Genomic DNA, 15,863 nt, shown 5'->3' with positions numbered 1-15,863 from the left:
GTCGCACCCAGAGAAACGCGCGAACCGCAGGGCCGGTTACGGGTGCGACCTGCACCACAGCACGGAGAGAGATCGACATCGCCGAAATTGCCCTCACCACTGGAACCCTTCGGGCAGCAGCCGGGCGAGCGCCCGGACGGCCCGGTACTGGAGGGCCTTGATGGCGCCCTCGTTCTTGCCCATGGTGCGGGCGGTCTCGGCGACCGAGAAGCCCTGCAGGAAGCGCAGCACGATGCACTCCTGCTGTTCCGGGTTGAGCTGCTTGACCGCGGTCAGCAGAGCGACGTTGGTGATGTGGTCGACGACGGCGGCTTCGGGGCTGCCCTCGGGGCCGCGGTCCTCGCGGTCGGCGTCGAGCACGTCGCCGGTGGTTACCTCGAGGCGGTAGCGGCCCGACTTGAAGTGGTCGGCGACCAGGTTCCGGGCGATCGTCACGAGCCAGGCGCCCAGGTCACGGCCCTGCCAGGTGAAGCTGCCGATGCGCTTGAGCGCGCGCAGGAACGTGTCGGAGGTCAGGTCCTCGGCGAGCTGGCGGTTGCCGACGCGGAAGTAGACGAACCGGAAGACGGTGTCCACGTACCGGTCGTAGATCAGGCCGAAGGCGGCGGAGTCACCGGCCTGGGCGCGTTCGACCAGGGCCCACACTTCGGCGGCGGCGTCGCCCGGGTCGGGGCGGGCCGGATACTTGGGCGGTTCGGACTCGCTGGGCGGCCCGGTGGTGCTCTGGGTCGGGACGACCACGGTCTGGTCGCCGACCTCCGCGCCGGCCCGGCGTTCGGGTCCCGGCTGCTGCGGGGGTTGCGGTCGGCCCGGCACAGCGACCCGGCCGCCCTTGACGTTGCCGGTGGGCGGCAGGTGCCGACTCGGGGACTCGTTGATGTGCGGACGGTTGCGGGTGCGCTTGGGTCCGTCGCCGCGGATCGCGTTGGCGACGCCCTTACGGATCGCCTTCAGCCCTTCCGGGACATCGGCATATGCCGCAAAGAAACTGCGGCCGTACGGATCGCCGGCGTACACATGACTCACTGCGCCTCCTTGACCCGGCGGGCCGTCGATGAGGGGTGTCCGAAAGGCGGTCCACAACAAAACGGGGTGAAGCGACCCCGATAGAGCGGGTCGGCCTCACCCACGGATGTGGACTCCGTTACACAGATCGGAAGTATTGCGGAGTCTGCACACAGGGAGTCGCACACCGTGTGCGCCGCGCAAAATTATCCCGAAGTGGCGCAGACGCGACATCGGGAACTTCTGCCACGATGAACGACACCCTCGGCGACGGCGCGGACGCTCTGTGCGACCCACCCGTTCGGGGTCGCTGTGTGCCAGACTCGGGCCTCGTGGGAGATCTCACCGAAGAGCCAGCCGTCGACCCGGTACGCGCCGCGGCGCGCACCCGCCCGGACGCTGCCGCCCTGATCGCCGCCGACACCACCTTGACCTGGTCCGACCTGGACCGCCACGTCGACCTTGCCGCCGCCCGGCTGTCCGAGGGCACCCAGGCCGGCGACCGGGTCGCGATCATCCTGGGCAACACCCCGGAATTCGTCGCCGCCTACTTCGGGACGCTGCGCGCGGGCCGGGTCGCGGTGCCACTGAACCCCGGCTACACCCCGGACGAAGTGACGTATGCGCTGGCTGACTGCGGTGCGGCGCGGGTCGTTGCCGATGATGCGGTGCTGGGTCGGCTGCGGTTGGGCCAGGGGGTGGCCGTACCTTCGCATTCGCTCTTGGCGGCCGAGAGCCCGGCGGGCGCGGCAGCTGCGCCGGCCGCGACGGATCTTGCGGTTCTGCTCTACACGTCGGGGACCAGTGGGCGGCCGAAGGGCGCGATGCTCACGCATCGTGCGTTGGCTGCCAACCACGATCAGTTGCAGCAGATCGACCCGCCGGTGGTCGGGCCCGGCGACGTGGTGCTGCTGGCGATTCCCTTCTTTCATGCGTACGGGCTGAACACCGGCCTGGGCGCGGTGGCTCACCACGGCGCGTGCGGTGTGCTCGTCGACCGGTTTGATCCGGCCCTCACCCTGGGGCTGATCAAGGAACACCAGGTCACCACGGTTGTCGGGGTGCCCTCGATGTACGCTGCCTGGTCGGCATCGCCGGCGACCTTCTTTGCCTCGGTCCGCACCTCGGTGTGCGGCGCAGCGCCGTTGGAGCCGGAGGTTGCAGCCCGCTTCGCCGCCGCGACCGGACGCACGATCCTGATCGGGTACGGCCTCACCGAAACCGCTCCGGTCCTCACCACGACCGCGGTGAGTGACCGCGAGAAGGTCGGCTCGATCGGCCGGCCGCTGCCCGGCGTCTCCCTGCTGCTGCGGGCATCGGACGGCACCGTGCTGTGGCACGACGGCACCGCGGCCCCCGAGCTCGCCGACGACGTCGAAATCGACCTGGCCGAGGCGGACGGCACGGACCCGGGCGAGATCGTCGTCCGCGGCGCCAACCTCTTCTCCGGGTACTGGCCCGACGGGCGGGGCGGTCCCGGAGTCGACGGCTGGTGGGGCACCGGCGACATTGCCTACGCCGATGCCGAGGGCGACCTCGTGCTGGTCGACCGGATCGGCGAGCTGATCCTGGTCAACGGCTTCAACGTCTATCCCGCGGAGATCGAGCGGGTGCTGGACGCGCACCCCGGCGTGGCCGAGTCGGCGGTGCTCGCCGTCCCGCACGAACTGACCGGCCAGGCGCCGTACGCGTACGTGGTCCCGGCGCTGGATCCGGCGCCGACCCCCGCGGAGCTGCAGGTGTTCTGCGCCGCGCAGCTCGCCCGCTTCAAACTGCCGGCCGGCATCGAACTGGTCGCCGAGCTGCCGCACACCGCGATCGGCAAGGTACGCAAGGGAGAACTGCGATGACCCGCCTGACCTTGATCAGCCGCGACGGCTGCCACCTGTGCGAACAAGCCGAGGCGGTGCTCGACCGGATCGCGCCCGGCCAGTGGACCCGGGTGCCGATCGGCGACTCGGTGGAGTTGGAACGCGACTATGGCGACCGGGTGCCGGTGGTGATTCTCGACGGCAAGGAGCACGGGTACTGGCGGGTCGAGGAGGAGCGGCTGCTGCGAGATATGGCTAGACCGCCGGGGGCACCTCGGCTGTAACGTCACGGCCGTGACGCGTACTCATCTGGTGTGGGACTGGAATGGCACTCTGCTCGATGATCTGACGCTTGTCGTATCCGCGACGAACGACACGTTCGCTGCGGTCGGCGGGCGCAGCGTCGAGGCCGACGAGCACCGCCAGCGCTTCCGGCGGCCGGTGTCCGAGTTCTACGCCGAGATCCTCGAGCGGGCGATCACGGACGAGGAGTTCGAGGAGCTCGACCGGATCTTCCACCAGGCGTATCGGCTGGGTCTGACGACGATCCCGCTGGTCGCTGACGCTGAGGCCGCGATCAAGTCCTGGTCCGGCACCCAGTCGCTGCTGTCCATGTGGTTCCACGACGAGCTGATTCCGGCCGTCGAGTCCCGCGGCCTTTCCGGCGTTTTCGCCCGGATCGACGGCCGGCCCACCGAGGTCGATGGCGGTTTCAAGGCGGGTCACCTCGCCCGGCATCTCACCGAGCTGGGTGTCGCCGGCGAGCAGGCGGTGCTGATCGGTGACTCGATCGATGACGCGGACGCAGCAGCCTCGGTCGGTGCGAAATGCGTGCTCTACACCGGCGGTTTCACCGATCCCACCCGGCTGCGCGCGTCCGGCCTGCCGGTCGCGGACACGCTGCTGGAAGCGGTATCACTGGCCGCGGACTGCTGAATCGGGTAATACTCGGACAGGGTGCCGGCGCGCCGGATAGCACGCGGACCCGATCTCTGTCCAGTTCCGCTATCAAGATCGCGATTTGTGCACGCCTTCACAAGCGCCTACTCTGTGACTCCGACGAGCCCCGCTATCACAGCCGGTCCTTCCAGGTTGCAGGGGGCTCACCGCAGGATCGCCACCTCGTCGGCACGGAGTCAGATGAGTCAGCAGCGTCATGGAAACACGCCCGGCAACGCCGGTGCGGTGCCCGCCTTCCCGGACCTCCCGGAAGCGACGATCGCGCGGCTACCGGAATACCTTCGCGCCCTGCACAACATCGCGGAGACCGGCTCCGAGACCGTCTCCAGCGAAGGCCTCGCCGCCGCGGCCGGCGTCAACTCCGCCAAGCTCCGCAAGGACCTCTCGCACCTCGGCTCCTACGGCACCCGCGGCGTCGGCTACGACGTCGCCCTGCTGATCGATCAGATCGAATACATTCTCGGCCTCGACCAGCGCCGGGCCGTCGCCCTGGTCGGCGTCGGTAACCTCGGGCACGCCCTCGCGGGCTACGACGGCTTCGCCAGTCGCGGCTTCCGGATCGTCGGCCTCTTCGACGCCGACGGCGACCGGGTCGGCAAGACCATAAACGGCCTGCCCGTACGCCACATCGACGAGCTCGGCCGCGCCGTCGTCGAGGACGGCATCACCATCGGCGTCATCGCCACCCCGGCCGGTGCCGCCCAGGCCGTCGCCGACGAGCTGGTGACCGCCGGAGTCACCAGCATCCTGAACTTCGCGCCCTGCGTGCTGTCCGTGCCCGCCGGGGTCGACGTCCGCAAGGTCGACCTCGCCATCGAGCTGCAGATCCTCTCCTTCCACGAGCACCGCAAGGCGTCCCTGACAGCGCTGCCCGGCGGGCGGGTGGACGGGAACGGCAACCAGGAGGCGGTCGGCTCGTGAACCTGCTCAGCGTCGGTGCGTCGTACCGCACCGCCGGGGTCGACATCCTCGAACGGCTCGCCATCGCGGCCACCGACATCCCCGCCGTCCTCGCCAAGCTCGTCGCCCAGCCGTACATCGGCGAGGCCGTCGTCGTCTCCACCTGCAACCGCGTCGAGGTGTACGCCGCGGTCACCGGCTTCCACGGCGGCCTCGGCGACGTCTGCAACGTCCTCGCCGAGCACTCCGGCATCGGCGCCAACGACCTGGCCGCCCACCTGTACGTGCACTACGACGAGGCTGCCGTCCGGCATTCGTTCCGGGTGTCCTCCGGGCTCGACTCGATGGTGGTCGGCGAGGCGCAGATCCTCGGGCAGTTGCGTGACGCGTACCACGCCGCGACCGAGTCGGACTCGGCCGGCCGGCTGCTGCACGAGCTGATGCAGCAGGCGTTGCGGGTCGGCAAGCGTGCGCACGCCGAGACCGGCATCGACCGCGCCGGGCAGAGCGTGGTCACCGCCGCCCTCGACGTCGCAGCCGACGCGTTCGGCGGCGACCTCAGCGGACGTCCCGGCCTGGTCATCGGCGCCGGGGCCATGGGTGCCCTGTCCGTAGCCACGCTCACCCGGACCGGCGTCGGACCGCTGAAGATCACCAACCGGGGTGCCGAACGGGCTGCCCGGCTTGCCGAGGCGTACGGCGCCACCGCGGTCGACTTCGCCGACGTCGACACCGCACTCCGCGACGCCGACGTGGTGGTCTGCGCCACCGCCTCCACCGAGCCAGTCCTCACCGCCGACCGGCTCGCCGGCCGGGATCGACCGCTGGTCGTGCTCGACCTCGCCGTCCCGCGGGACGTTGCCCCCGACGTGGCCGCCCTGCCGCACGTGACAGTCGTCGACATCGACGGGCTCGCCAGCAGCCGGCGTACCCTGCCAGCCGCCGCGGAGACCGCCGCCGTCGAGCAGATCGTCGCCACCGAGGTGGAAAACTTCCTGGCCTGGCTGCGCGGCGCCGACATCGCGCCCACGGTTGCCGCCCTACGCACCCGCGCCGACGAGGTGGTCACGGCTGAGCTGCGCAAACTCTCGTCGCGCCGGCCGGAATTCAGCGAAGAGCAGCGGGCTGACATTTCCCGTACCCTGCACCGGGTCGTCCAGCAGCTCCTGCATTCGCCCACCGTACGGGTCCGCCAACTTGCGGCGGAGCCCGGCGGCGACCAGTATGCGGCCCTGTTGCGGGAGCTGTTCGACCTGGACGTCCCGCATGCCACCCAGGCCGACGCCGTGCCCGAGATCGGAGGACAAGCGTGAGAACCCCGCTGCGCCTCGGCACCCGTGGTAGCGCTCTCGCGCTCGCGCAGTCCCAGATGGTTGCCTCCGCGGTGACGGCGGCCTCCGGTGTGCCGGTCGAGCTCGTGCGGATCGTGACCCCGGGAGACCGGTCGTCCGCGCCGGTCGCCCAGCTCGGCGTCGGCGTGTTCGTGTCCGCATTGCGGGACGCGCTGCTGGCTGACGAGATCGACTTCGCAGTGCACTCCTACAAGGACCTGCCCACCGGTGCACACCCCGGACTGCACATCGCCGCCGTGCCGCAGCGTGAGGACCCGCGCGACGCACTGGTCGCCCGCGACGGAAAGACCCTCGCCGAGCTCGCGCCGGGCGCCGTGATCGGCACGGGCGCGGTGCGCCGAATCGCGCAACTGCACGCCTTGGGCCTACAGTTGCAGGTCACGCCGATCCGCGGCAACGTCGACAGCCGCATCGCGCGGGTGCTCGGCCCCTCGGCCGACCTCGATGCGGTCGTCCTGGCGCGGGCCGGTGTGGCACGTCTCGGCCGGACAGCCGAGATCACCGAAACGCTGGACCCGATGCTCATGCTGCCCGCCCCGGCCCAGGGCGCGCTGGCGGTGGAGTGCCGGTCCGGCGATGCAGACCTGGTCGAGCTGTTGGCAGCACTCGATCATGCACCGTCCCGTTCCACCGTCACGGCGGAACGGGCGATGCTCGCCACGCTCGAAGCCGGGTGCTCAGCCCCGGTTGCGGCACACGCCGAACTCGCCGAAGGCGAGGACGGCGACGAGATCTACCTGCGCGGTGCGGTGATCAGCCCGGACGGGGCCCGAGCTGTCCGGCTGTCGCGCACCGGAACGCCCGCCGACGCGGCGGAGATCGGCAAAGCACTCGCCGCTGATCTCCTCGAAGCCGGCGCCGACACCCTGATGGGGAGCACAGAATGACCACCCGCACCGCCCGCAACCGCTCCGGACGCATCGCGTTCGTCGGCGCCGGACCCGGCGACCCTGGCCTGCTGACCCGCCGCGCCCACGACACCCTCGCCGACGCCGACCAGGTCATCTATGACCGTGGCGTCCCCGAGTCGCTGCTCGCGGCGATCAAGGCGGAGGCTAAGGACGACACCCAGTTCAGCCCGGCCGAGGGCGCGCCCGGCGACGTCGCCAAGGTGCTGCTCTCCGCCGCCAAGTCCGGCCTGTCCGCCGTGCACCTGGTGGCCGGCGACCCGTTCGGTCACGAGGTCGTGGTGCGCGAGGTGCAGGCCGTGGCCCGCACCGCCGTGCACTTCGAGGTCGTGCCGGGTCTGGGCCAGGCCGAGGGCGTCGCCACGTACGCGGGTGTCCCGCTGCCCGGCGTCCGCACGGTCGCCGACATCGACGACGTGACGGCTGTCGACTTCGACGCGCTCGCCGGCTCGGCCAAGAAGGGCTCGTTCGCCGTGGCGGTCGACGCCGGTGACCTGGCCGCCGTCCGCGACGGCCTGCTCGCCGCGGGCGTCGAGCCCGGCACCGCGGTCGGCGTGACCGGCGACGGCACGGGCGAGACGCAGTACACCACCACGTCGACCGTGGACAGCTTCGTCGCGGCCGCTCTGGGCTTCACCGGCCGCGTCGTCCTCACGGTCGGCTCGGACGTCGCCGAGCGCGACAAGCTGAGCTGGTGGGAGAACCGCCCGCTGTACGGCTGGAAGGTCCTCGTGCCGCGCACCAAGGAGCAGGCGGGTGCGATGAGCGCGCGGCTGCGGGCGTACGGCGCCATCCCGTGCGAGGTCCCGACGATCGCCGTCGAGCCCCCGCGCACCCCGGCCCAGATGGAGCGCGCCGTCAAGGGCCTCGTCGACGGCCGCTACGCCTGGGTGGTCTTCACCTCGGTGAACGCTGTCCGCGCGGTCTGGGAGAAGTTCGCCGAGCACGGCCTCGACGCCCGTCACTTCGGCGGCGTCAAGATCGCCTGTATCGGTGAGGCCACCGCCGACGCCGTCCGCGCCTTCGGCATCCAGCCCGAGCTGATCCCCGCCGGCGACCAGTCCAGCGAGGGCCTGCTAGCCGAGTTCTCGCCGCACGACGAGATCCTCGACCCGGTCGGCCGGGTGCTGCTGCCCCGTGCCGACATCGCCACCGAGACGCTGGCCGCCGGCCTGATCGAGCGCGGCTGGGAGGTGGACGACGTCACGGCGTACCGGACCGTCCGCGCCGCCCCGCCGCCGGCCGACATCCGCGACGCCATCAAGTCGGGCGGGTTCGACGCGGTGCTGTTCACCTCGTCCTCCACGGTCCGCAACCTGGTGGGCATCGCGGGCAAGCCGCACGCCCGCACGGTCGTCGCGGTGATCGGCCCGAAGACGGCCGAGACCGCCACGGAGTTCGGCCTGCGGGTGGACGTCCAGCCGCAGCACGCCTCGGTGCCGGACCTCGTCGAGGCGCTGGCCGCGTACGCGGTCGAGCTCCGCGAGAAGCTGGCCGCGATGCCGGCCAAGCAGCGGCGCGGCTCGAAGGTGCAGGGGCCGACCGCGTTGCGGTTCCGCTAGCGAGTTCTTCCCGGGCCGGGCGCAGCTGATGCGACCGGCCCGGCCTCTTTCCGGGCTTCGGTCCGTTCGTTCGCCTGGTTCTCGATCGCCGGCTCCCGTGTGCGGGCCGGCCCGGCTCAGGGAGTGAGCATGGCGTACCCCGACATCCGGCCGCGCAGGTTGCGGCGCACAGCTGCCATGCGGCGGCTGGTCGACGAAACCCGGGTGGCGCCCGCCGAGCTGGTGCTGCCCCTGTTCGTCAAGGAGGGACTGACCGAACCCCGGCCGATCTCCTCCCTGCCTGGCGTCCTGCAGCACTCCCGGGAATCGCTGCGCAAGGCCGCCCACGAGGCGGTCCGGGCCGGCGTCGGCGGCCTCATGCTCTTCGGCGTGCCCACCACCGAGCACAAGGACGAGACCGGCTCCGGCGGCATCGACCCCGACGGCATCCTCAACGTCGCCATCCGCGACGTCATCGCCGAAGTGGGCGACTCGACGGTCGTCATGGGTGATCTCTGCCTGGACGAGTTCACCACCCACGGGCACTGCGGCGTGCTCGCCGCCGACGGCACGGTGGACAACGACGCGACCCTGGACCACTACGCCCGGATGGGCGTCGCCCAGGCCGACGCCGGCGCGCACGTCGTCGGCCCCTCCGGAATGATGGACGGCCAGATCGGCATCGTCCGCCGCGCCCTGGACGAGGCCGGGCACACCGACGTCGCGGTCCTCGCGTACGCGGTGAAGTACGCCAGCGGCTTCTACGGGCCGTTCCGCGAGGCCGTGGAATCGTCGCTGCAGGGCGACCGCCGCACCTATCAGCAGAGCTCCGGCAACATCCGCGAGGCGCTGCGTGAGGTCGACCTGGACGTCGCCGAGGGCGCGGACATGGTCATGGTCAAGCCGGCCCTGCCCTACCTCGACGTGGTGGCCGCGGTCCGCGAACGCGTGGACGTCCCGGTGGCCGCCTATCAGGTCTCCGGCGAGTACGCGATGGTCGAGGCGGCCGCGGCCAACGGCTGGATCGACCGGCAGGGCGTCATGCTCGAGACGCTGACGTCGATCAAGCGGGCCGGCGCCCAGATCATCCTCACCTACTGGGCGACCGAGGCGGCTCAGCTGCTGCGCGAGCGGTACTGATCTGCCGGTCAGTCGGTGGGCTCCAACCGGTGCACCAGCTGCGCGACGTCGACGCCGTATTCGTACCAGTCTCGGTCGGACTGGAAACCCAACTCGGCATTGACCTTCAGCATCGATTCGTTGTGCTGGGCGTTCCAGGTCTGCACCTCGCGCAGACCGGGCTCCGCCTGGCGCAGCTCGAACAACATGCGGGCCTTCAACGCTCGATCGATCCCATAACCGCGGTGCTCCCGCACGACGATGGTGTCGTACTGATCGGCCCGTTCCGGATGCTGCGCCGGGACGACGACCTCGGTGAGCCCGGCGACCGCGCCGGTTGCCTCGTGGATCGCGAGCACGATGTACGGCTTCATGCCACGCCGGTGCAGCGTGTCGAGGCTGTCCCGTAGGCGCTGGGGATCGGACGAGCTGGGGCGCAGGTCGAGGTCGTTCTCGGCGCCGTCCTGGCCCTCCAACTTCGCCTGCGCGTACGCCTCCAGCAGGGCCTCCGGCGGGCCACCCGGGTAGTAGTCGACGCGGTAGCCTGCGCCGAGCCCGTTCGCCATCGCACCGAGGGAACGCCAATCCACGCTGGACAGGGTCAGCACGCTGCGGGTCTCCACATACTCCCGCTCGAAGCCCAGCGACTCGTAGAACGCGATCGCCGGGGTGTCCCCGATCGCCTCGACCCCGAGCGACGAGAAGCCTTCGAGGTAGGCACGCCGTGCGGCGACGGCCACGAGCTGCTGGCCCAGGCCCCGCCGGCGCAGATCCGGGTGGACGGCCACCTCGAGGACGCCGATGTCACCCAACAACAGCAGCGTGACGTGCCCGTAGACCGTGCTCTCACCCTCGGGGAGCCGGTCGTCCTCGACGATCCAGCTGATCCGGCGCTCACCCGGCATCGTTTCGGCGAAGTACTCCCTGACCTGCACAGCCTGCCAGGGTGGATCGTCCGGGACGTCCGTGGACAGCACGTGGTTCAGCGTCTCCACGAGCGATCGGATCTCCGCGTCCGACGCGGATCGGGGATCCCATTCACGCACCCTCACCCGTACAGCTTGCCGGTAGGGCGACTTCCAGGGAAGTGCCGGGTGCGCAAATGTATGCGACTCGTCACTGTGGGTCGCTAATCAGCCGCGGCTGAGCACGCCGTATTCGTTCGCCGCTTCGAAGACCTTTTGCGCGTACGGACGCACGGCGTTGTACGACAAAATGGCCTCCCACCACGCGTCTGCCCTGGACAGATCGCGACCGCCCTTGCAGAGGTAGACGGCCGCGGCGAGGGCAGCGTCATCGATGTCGTTGGGGTCCGAGATGCCGTTGTTGTCCGCGTCCACGGTGTTGCCCACCGCGATTTCGTTCCAGGTCGTGGGGATGAACTGCAAGGGCCCCATCGCCCGATCAAACTGCGTGTCCTTGTCCAGCAAGCCCTGATCGGAGTCCTGGATGAGTTTCCGGCCACCCTTGCCGTCCAGCGGCAACCCGAAGATCGGCGGTGCCACGGACCCGTCGACACCCAACACGGCTCCGTTGGCGCTACCGTGCGCCGACTCGACCTTCGCGATGGCGGCGATGGTGGTCCAGCTCAGCCGGCAGGTCGGGGACGTGCGCGCGGCGACCAGTTCGGCGTACCCATAGGCTTGGACGGCGACCACCGGGATGCCGACTTTCGTCCCGGCCTGCTGCGCCCAACCGGCCAACGCATCGGCGGGGCGCGCGCCGGGAACCCCGCCCGGTGCGGTCGGGGGCAGCCCGCCTCCCACCGTCGGCGCGGAGCTTGTGCCCGGCAAGGTTGGCGGCAGGCTGATGCTGGGCAGCGGAGCCACCGGTCCGGCTGACACCCCGGGCTCAGCCCCGAAGGCAGGCGTGGCACTCGGCGCCGGTGCAGCCTCCAACGCCTGCGGAACGAGGTAGGCGCCGGCCGTTCCCGCTGCACCCAGCAGCAGCACGGCCACAAGAGCCGGCAGGATAAATCGCCCGGTGGGCCGCTTGGCCCAGTCAGTAGTGCTGCGGGCCATGCGGACGGGATTGGCTTTTCGCAGCGCCCGGCTGCGGGAGGTGAGAGCCAGGGCGGTGAGCGACGGCTCCGGCATGCCATCCGGACTTCCCGTCGCAGGTGCCAGCGACTTGCCGCCGACGTCAGCTTTACCGCTCGGGCCGGTTCTTCCGCTCGGGCCGCCCGGCTTGTCTGCTTCGTCCCTGCTGGTTCCTTCGCTTGCGGGTGCCGGCTTGTCTGCTTCGTTCCTGCTGGTTCCTTCGCTTGCGGGTGCCGGCTTGTCTGCTTCGTTCCTGCCGGCTCTTTCGCTTGCGGGTGCCGGCTTGTCTGCTTCGTTCTTGCCGGCCGTCGCGTCCGTGTCGGACTTGCTGGTCGGCTTGGGCTCGGAAGGGGTTGTGTCGTCGGCTCGCTGCGGGCTGGCCGCAGCGGCGGGTGACGTTTCAGCCTGGTCTTTGGCCGGCTGGGTGCCGGGTTCGCCGGGTGCCGCACCCGAGCTGCCGACAGGCCCGCCTCGGTGCGGTGCCGTCGGACGCTTCGAAGGTGTTCCCTGCCCGTCTACCACCCGCAAGACCTTACCGGGCGGGGGCCACCGGCCGGCCCATGCACCCGGGCCGATGCGATCTGCACAACCACGCGCTTGCGATGCAGCCAAGCAGGCCGCCCTGCCCCTACCCTGTGCGGATGCCGCGATACGACTTCCGCTGCCGCGCGTGCGGAGACACCTTCGAACTGAACCGTCCCATGGCCGAGTCCTCGGCCCCCGCGACCTGCCCACAGGGTCACAGGGACACCGTGAAGCTTCTTTCCACGGTCGCCGTCACGGGCCGCGGCGGGGGCGCGCCTTCGGCCCCGCCATCCGGCGGCTGCTGTGGTGGTGGCGGCTGCGGCTAATCAAGATCTGTCGGCGCCCGCAGCTGCGGTCCAAGCGGTGCCGAAGGTTCGCCGGTCGAGTGCGCTGACGGGCGACGACTGACAAGCGTGGTTGGTCATCGGACTATCCGTCCGTGGTCTTGGCGCTGTGTGGGCTGAAGAGTGTTCAGCGTGCCGGTTGGTCTTCGCCCGCCACCGCGAACGGGGGTGAGCCGTTGAAGTTCCGGTGGCGCGATCACGGCCACGATCGAGCCGTTCGGCGCCGGCCATGAGCGGGATGTTCGGGCGGGGTGTACGTCGTCCGATCAGGACTGATCACCGGCGATGGTGGGGCGAGTCGCACAACTTGTCGCACAGGGTGCTCCTTGCGGGTACGTCCGTTCGGGTCGGCGGAAATGACCAAAGACCCGCGTGACCCGAACATGAACCCGCTCGTTACGTCACCCGTAGCGCCGTCGTGGATGTCGATGACTCTTCCGAGGGTCGTCCTTCCGGGGTCGGCCGTGGCGGGTGGACGGTTACCGACCGTTCCTACGATGTGCCGCGCAAATGCGGTACGGCAGCATTGATCGCGACTTCCCGAGGGGGCGGAGGTTCTTACCGTGACGGGACGGACCGAGCTGCCGAGCGGGCTGGTGACCTTCGTGTTTACCGACATCGAAGGCTCGACGCGGTTGGCCAGGATGCTCGGTGAGGCGTATCGGAGCGTGTTGAACGCGCATCGCGAGGTGGTTCGTGGTGCGCTTCGTCATCACTCGGGCGCCGAGCTATTTACTGAGGGTGACTCGTTCTTTGTCGCTTTTGGTGATGCCACCGGTGCCGTAGCCGCCTGTGTGGCAGCACAGAAGGCGCTTGCTGCCTATCGTTGGCCGAGCCCCGAAGCGGCACCTCGCGTTCGCATGGGGCTCCACACCGGATGGGCGTTACCGGTCGGCGGCGAATACACCAGCACCGAGGTGCACCGGGCAGCTCGCGTCGCCGCCGCTGCGCACGGTGGACAGATCCTGTGTTCCGAAGCTACCGCGCTCGCCGCTACCACCTGGTCTCCGGAGTTGAGCTCTGCTATTCCTGGCCGCAGCGCGCGGCCCGGGGAAGGTGAGAATCCACGGCCGGAGCGGTTCGGTTCGGGCGGCGCGTCGGTGGCTGTCGATCTCATCGATCTCGGCCTGCACCGGCTGCGCGGCTTCGACGATGCGGAACGGCTGTTTCAAATCGCCGGTCCAGGGCTCGAACCCACCTTCCCGCCGCCTCGGACAGCCGCCGCGCCTCGGCACAACTTGCCGGCCGCGATGACAGCTTTTGTCGGCAGGCAAGGAGATGTTGCCGAGCTTCGCGAGTTGATGGGTACACACCGGATGGTCACCGTGGCCGGGGCCGGGGGTGGCGGCAAGACGCGGGTTGCGCTGGCTGTGGCGGAACAGCTGCTGCCGGCGTACGCGGAAGGGGTCTGGGTCGTCGATCTTGCGGACGGGCGACCCGAGACGGCCTTGGCCGCCGCGATGGGGGTGCGCACCGAGCCGGGCCGGCCGATTGTGGACTCGATCATCGAGCGCTGCCAGTCCGGGCGCATGCTCCTGCTGCTCGACACCTGCGATGCCCAGCCCAGCGAGGCGAAATATCTGGTCCGGCGGCTGCTGCAGGTGTGCCGCCAGCTGGAAGTGCTAGCAACCTCTCGGGTGCCGTTGGGGCTTCCCGGCGAGCTGGTGTGGCGCCTTCCGCCGATGGCACCCGGCGACGCCTACGCCCTGCTCGCCGATCGGGTCGCGGCGGCGCGCGGGGGCCAGCCGGCGGATGCTGACGAGGCCGCTGGACTTGGCCTGGTGGCGGCCCGGCTCGACGGTCATCCGCTGGCCGTGGAACTCGCCGCCGAGCGGCTTCGCGTGCTCTCTGCCGAACAACTCGTTGCCCGGCTGGACGATCCGGTCGCCGCCCTCGACTCGCATTCGTCAGGTGTCCGCCACACCACCCATCAGGACTGGCGGAAAGGCTGGGCTGGATCGTCGACCTTGGCACTCGGGCCCGATCACCTGGGGCTCGCCATGCGCGAACCGTTCGCGGCTCGGGACCGGCACGACAGCCTCACCCGCAATCTCGACTGGTCCTACCGCGGCCTCAGCACCCCCGCTGCCGCGTTGCTGCGCCGGCTCGCCGTCTTCGCCGGCCCGGTCGAACTCGCCACCGTCGAATGGTCCGGCGAGGACGCCTTCGGCGCGCTTTCCGAGCTGGCCGACCGGTCGCTCATCGAGGTGGTGCCCGGGCCGCGATACCGGATGTCCGAGCAGGTCCGGGCGTACGCAGCCCGCCGGCTGGTCGCCGCGGGGGAGGAATGGCGGGCGCGGGACAGGCACGTCGACTGGTCCCTGCACACGGTGGACGGGGTGGTCGTCGACACCGACGGCCAGCCGCGGACGGTGTCGCTGACCGAGCTGGCCCCGTACGTGAAGGAGTGGGAGTCGGCGCTGCGCTGGACCGTGTCCGGTGGCGATCCGCGAGCGGGGTTGCGGCTGGTGGGGGCGCTCGACCCGTGGTGGCGCGAGCACGGCGGCGCCCGGGAGGGACGGGTGCTGCTGCAGCGGCTGTACGGCAGCCTGAAATCCGTACCCGTCGCGCCCGGCGACCTGGCGTCCGTCTTCATCGTGCATGCCGGGCTGTCCACCGAGCGGGACGAGCGGACCCGCTTCCTCGGGCAGGCGGAGCGGGTCGCGCGGGACGCCGGTGATCCGGCGTTGCTGGTCCGGGCGCTGGCCGGGCACCGGATCTCGTTGATCGAGGCCGGCCGCAACGGCGAAGCGGAGGATGTCTGCCGCGCCGTCATCGCGCGCGCCGAGCGGGATGGCGTGCCGTCCGCCGCGCTGTCCGCGATCATCGCCCTGGCTGAGCTGCTGTGGCACCGCAGAGCCCTGGACGAGGCTGCTGAACTGCTCGGCGGGGCACGGGTCATCGAGGCGGGCCGCCCCGACGATCGAGGCCGCCGTACGGTCGACTGGTTGCTCGGCATGGTCGCCCTGCGCCGCCGTGACCTGGTCGCCGCACACGACCATCTGGTGGTTGCCCTGCGTTCCCGGCTGCGGCACGGGTTCCGCGGGGCTGCTGCCGACGCCGTCGCCGCCATCGCAGTGCGGTGCATGCTCGGCGACGACCCCGTCACGGCGGCTGTGTTGTTCGGCGGCGCGGAGTCGGTGCGGGGCGCGCGCCGCGCCGCAGGGTTCGCCACGTTCTGGTCTGCCCAACAGGCCGACTTGCGGAGTCGGCTCGGCGACGCGACCTTCGACGCGGCCTATGCGGACGGCGCGGAGATGGGTTTCACCCGCGCCGTCGCGGCGGCGTTGGCTGTGGAGCACCCTGACCTGGAACATGGCTCGGCCCGATTCGCCCAGTCCCTCGGTTGACGGCTACGG

At 70.5% G+C, this 15,863-nt stretch carries 13 protein-coding genes; 10 read left to right on the top strand and 3 right to left on the bottom strand.

What is annotated here, in order from left to right:
* Positions 1 to 93: 93 nt before the first annotated feature.
* Complete coding sequence (locus ACIA1L_RS11390) at positions 94 to 1,026, bottom strand: ECF subfamily RNA polymerase sigma factor, BldN family (RefSeq protein WP_396072560.1); 933 nt, start codon at positions 1,024 to 1,026, stop codon at positions 94 to 96.
* A 311-nt stretch (positions 1,027 to 1,337) separates the two neighbouring features.
* Between ACIA1L_RS11390 and ACIA1L_RS11385 the strand changes: the two genes are divergently transcribed.
* The 8 genes from ACIA1L_RS11385 (at position 1,338) to hemB (ending at position 9,617) form a co-directional block, all read left to right on the top strand.
* Positions 1,338 to 2,855, top strand: a complete 1,518-nt coding sequence (locus ACIA1L_RS11385; RefSeq protein WP_396072559.1) for an AMP-binding protein — start codon at positions 1,338 to 1,340, stop codon at positions 2,853 to 2,855.
* The gene (locus ACIA1L_RS11380; RefSeq protein ID WP_396072558.1) at positions 2,852 to 3,100 is read left to right on the top strand and encodes a glutaredoxin family protein; all 249 of its coding nucleotides are present in this window, start codon (positions 2,852 to 2,854) and stop codon (positions 3,098 to 3,100) included. Before ACIA1L_RS11385 ends, ACIA1L_RS11380 begins: the two co-directional genes overlap by 4 nt.
* Positions 3,101 to 3,110: 10 nt before the next feature.
* Entirely contained in the window at positions 3,111 to 3,752 is a 642-nt protein-coding gene (locus ACIA1L_RS11375) for an HAD family hydrolase (protein WP_396072557.1), read from the top strand.
* A gap of 204 nt (positions 3,753 to 3,956) precedes the next feature.
* Positions 3,957 to 4,697 (top strand): redox-sensing transcriptional repressor Rex, encoded by a 741-nt coding sequence (locus ACIA1L_RS11370; protein WP_396072556.1) that lies wholly within the window; start codon positions 3,957 to 3,959, stop codon positions 4,695 to 4,697.
* Positions 4,694 to 5,989 (top strand): glutamyl-tRNA reductase, encoded by a 1,296-nt coding sequence (locus ACIA1L_RS11365; protein WP_396072555.1) that lies wholly within the window; start codon positions 4,694 to 4,696, stop codon positions 5,987 to 5,989. Before ACIA1L_RS11370 ends, ACIA1L_RS11365 begins: the two co-directional genes overlap by 4 nt.
* A complete protein-coding gene (gene hemC, locus ACIA1L_RS11360; protein WP_396072554.1) occupies positions 5,986 to 6,915 on the top strand; it encodes a hydroxymethylbilane synthase in 930 nt (309 codons plus the stop codon). Before ACIA1L_RS11365 ends, hemC begins: the two co-directional genes overlap by 4 nt.
* Positions 6,912 to 8,498: a uroporphyrinogen-III synthase gene (locus ACIA1L_RS11355; protein ID WP_396072553.1), complete on the top strand. Its 1,587-nt coding sequence runs from the start codon at positions 6,912 to 6,914 to the stop codon at positions 8,496 to 8,498. Before hemC ends, ACIA1L_RS11355 begins: the two co-directional genes overlap by 4 nt.
* Positions 8,499 to 8,627: 129 nt before the next feature.
* The gene (gene hemB, locus ACIA1L_RS11350) at positions 8,628 to 9,617 is read left to right on the top strand and encodes a porphobilinogen synthase (protein WP_396072552.1); all 990 of its coding nucleotides are present in this window, start codon (positions 8,628 to 8,630) and stop codon (positions 9,615 to 9,617) included.
* Positions 9,618 to 9,625: 8 nt separating this feature from the next.
* Here hemB and ACIA1L_RS11345 read toward each other — a convergent pair whose 3' ends face one another.
* Positions 9,626 to 10,648, bottom strand: coding sequence for a GNAT family N-acetyltransferase (locus tag ACIA1L_RS11345; protein ID WP_396072551.1), 1,023 nt, complete (start codon positions 10,646 to 10,648; stop codon positions 9,626 to 9,628).
* An 81-nt stretch (positions 10,649 to 10,729) separates the two neighbouring features.
* Positions 10,730 to 11,692, bottom strand: a complete 963-nt coding sequence (locus ACIA1L_RS11340; RefSeq protein WP_396072550.1) for a murein transglycosylase — start codon at positions 11,690 to 11,692, stop codon at positions 10,730 to 10,732.
* Positions 11,693 to 12,276: 584 nt separating this feature from the next.
* On the opposite strand from ACIA1L_RS11340, the gene ACIA1L_RS11335 reads away from it, so the two are divergent.
* Together ACIA1L_RS11335 and ACIA1L_RS11330 are read left to right on the top strand one after the other, a co-directional pair.
* The gene (locus ACIA1L_RS11335) at positions 12,277 to 12,486 is read left to right on the top strand and encodes a zinc ribbon domain-containing protein (protein WP_396072549.1); all 210 of its coding nucleotides are present in this window, start codon (positions 12,277 to 12,279) and stop codon (positions 12,484 to 12,486) included.
* A 581-nt stretch (positions 12,487 to 13,067) separates the two neighbouring features.
* Positions 13,068 to 15,854 carry an adenylate/guanylate cyclase domain-containing protein gene (locus ACIA1L_RS11330; RefSeq protein WP_396072548.1) on the top strand — a complete coding sequence of 929 codons (2,787 nt, stop codon included), beginning with the start codon at positions 13,068 to 13,070 and terminating at the stop codon, positions 15,852 to 15,854.
* Positions 15,855 to 15,863: the final 9 nt, after the last annotated feature.

Origin of the sequence: Actinoplanes sp. NPDC051859 (assembly GCF_044452725.1) — a bacterium.
Taxonomy (GTDB): domain Bacteria; phylum Actinomycetota; class Actinomycetes; order Mycobacteriales; family Micromonosporaceae; genus Actinoplanes.
This window is presented reverse-complemented; position numbering and strand designations above follow the sequence as displayed.

Coding starts and splice junctions, on each gene's coding strand:
- ACIA1L_RS11370 (WP_396072556.1), top strand. CDS start 3,957: ATGAGTCAGCAGCGTCATGGAAACACGCCCGGCAACGCCGGTGCGGTG.
- ACIA1L_RS11340 (WP_396072550.1), bottom strand. CDS start 11,692: ATGCCGGAGCCGTCGCTCACCGCCCTGGCTCTCACCTCCCGCAGCCGG.
- ACIA1L_RS11335 (WP_396072549.1), top strand. CDS start 12,277: ATGCCGCGATACGACTTCCGCTGCCGCGCGTGCGGAGACACCTTCGAA.
- ACIA1L_RS11380 (WP_396072558.1), top strand. CDS start 2,852: ATGACCCGCCTGACCTTGATCAGCCGCGACGGCTGCCACCTGTGCGAA.
- hemB (WP_396072552.1), top strand. CDS start 8,628: ATGGCGTACCCCGACATCCGGCCGCGCAGGTTGCGGCGCACAGCTGCC.
- ACIA1L_RS11355 (WP_396072553.1), top strand. CDS start 6,912: ATGACCACCCGCACCGCCCGCAACCGCTCCGGACGCATCGCGTTCGTC.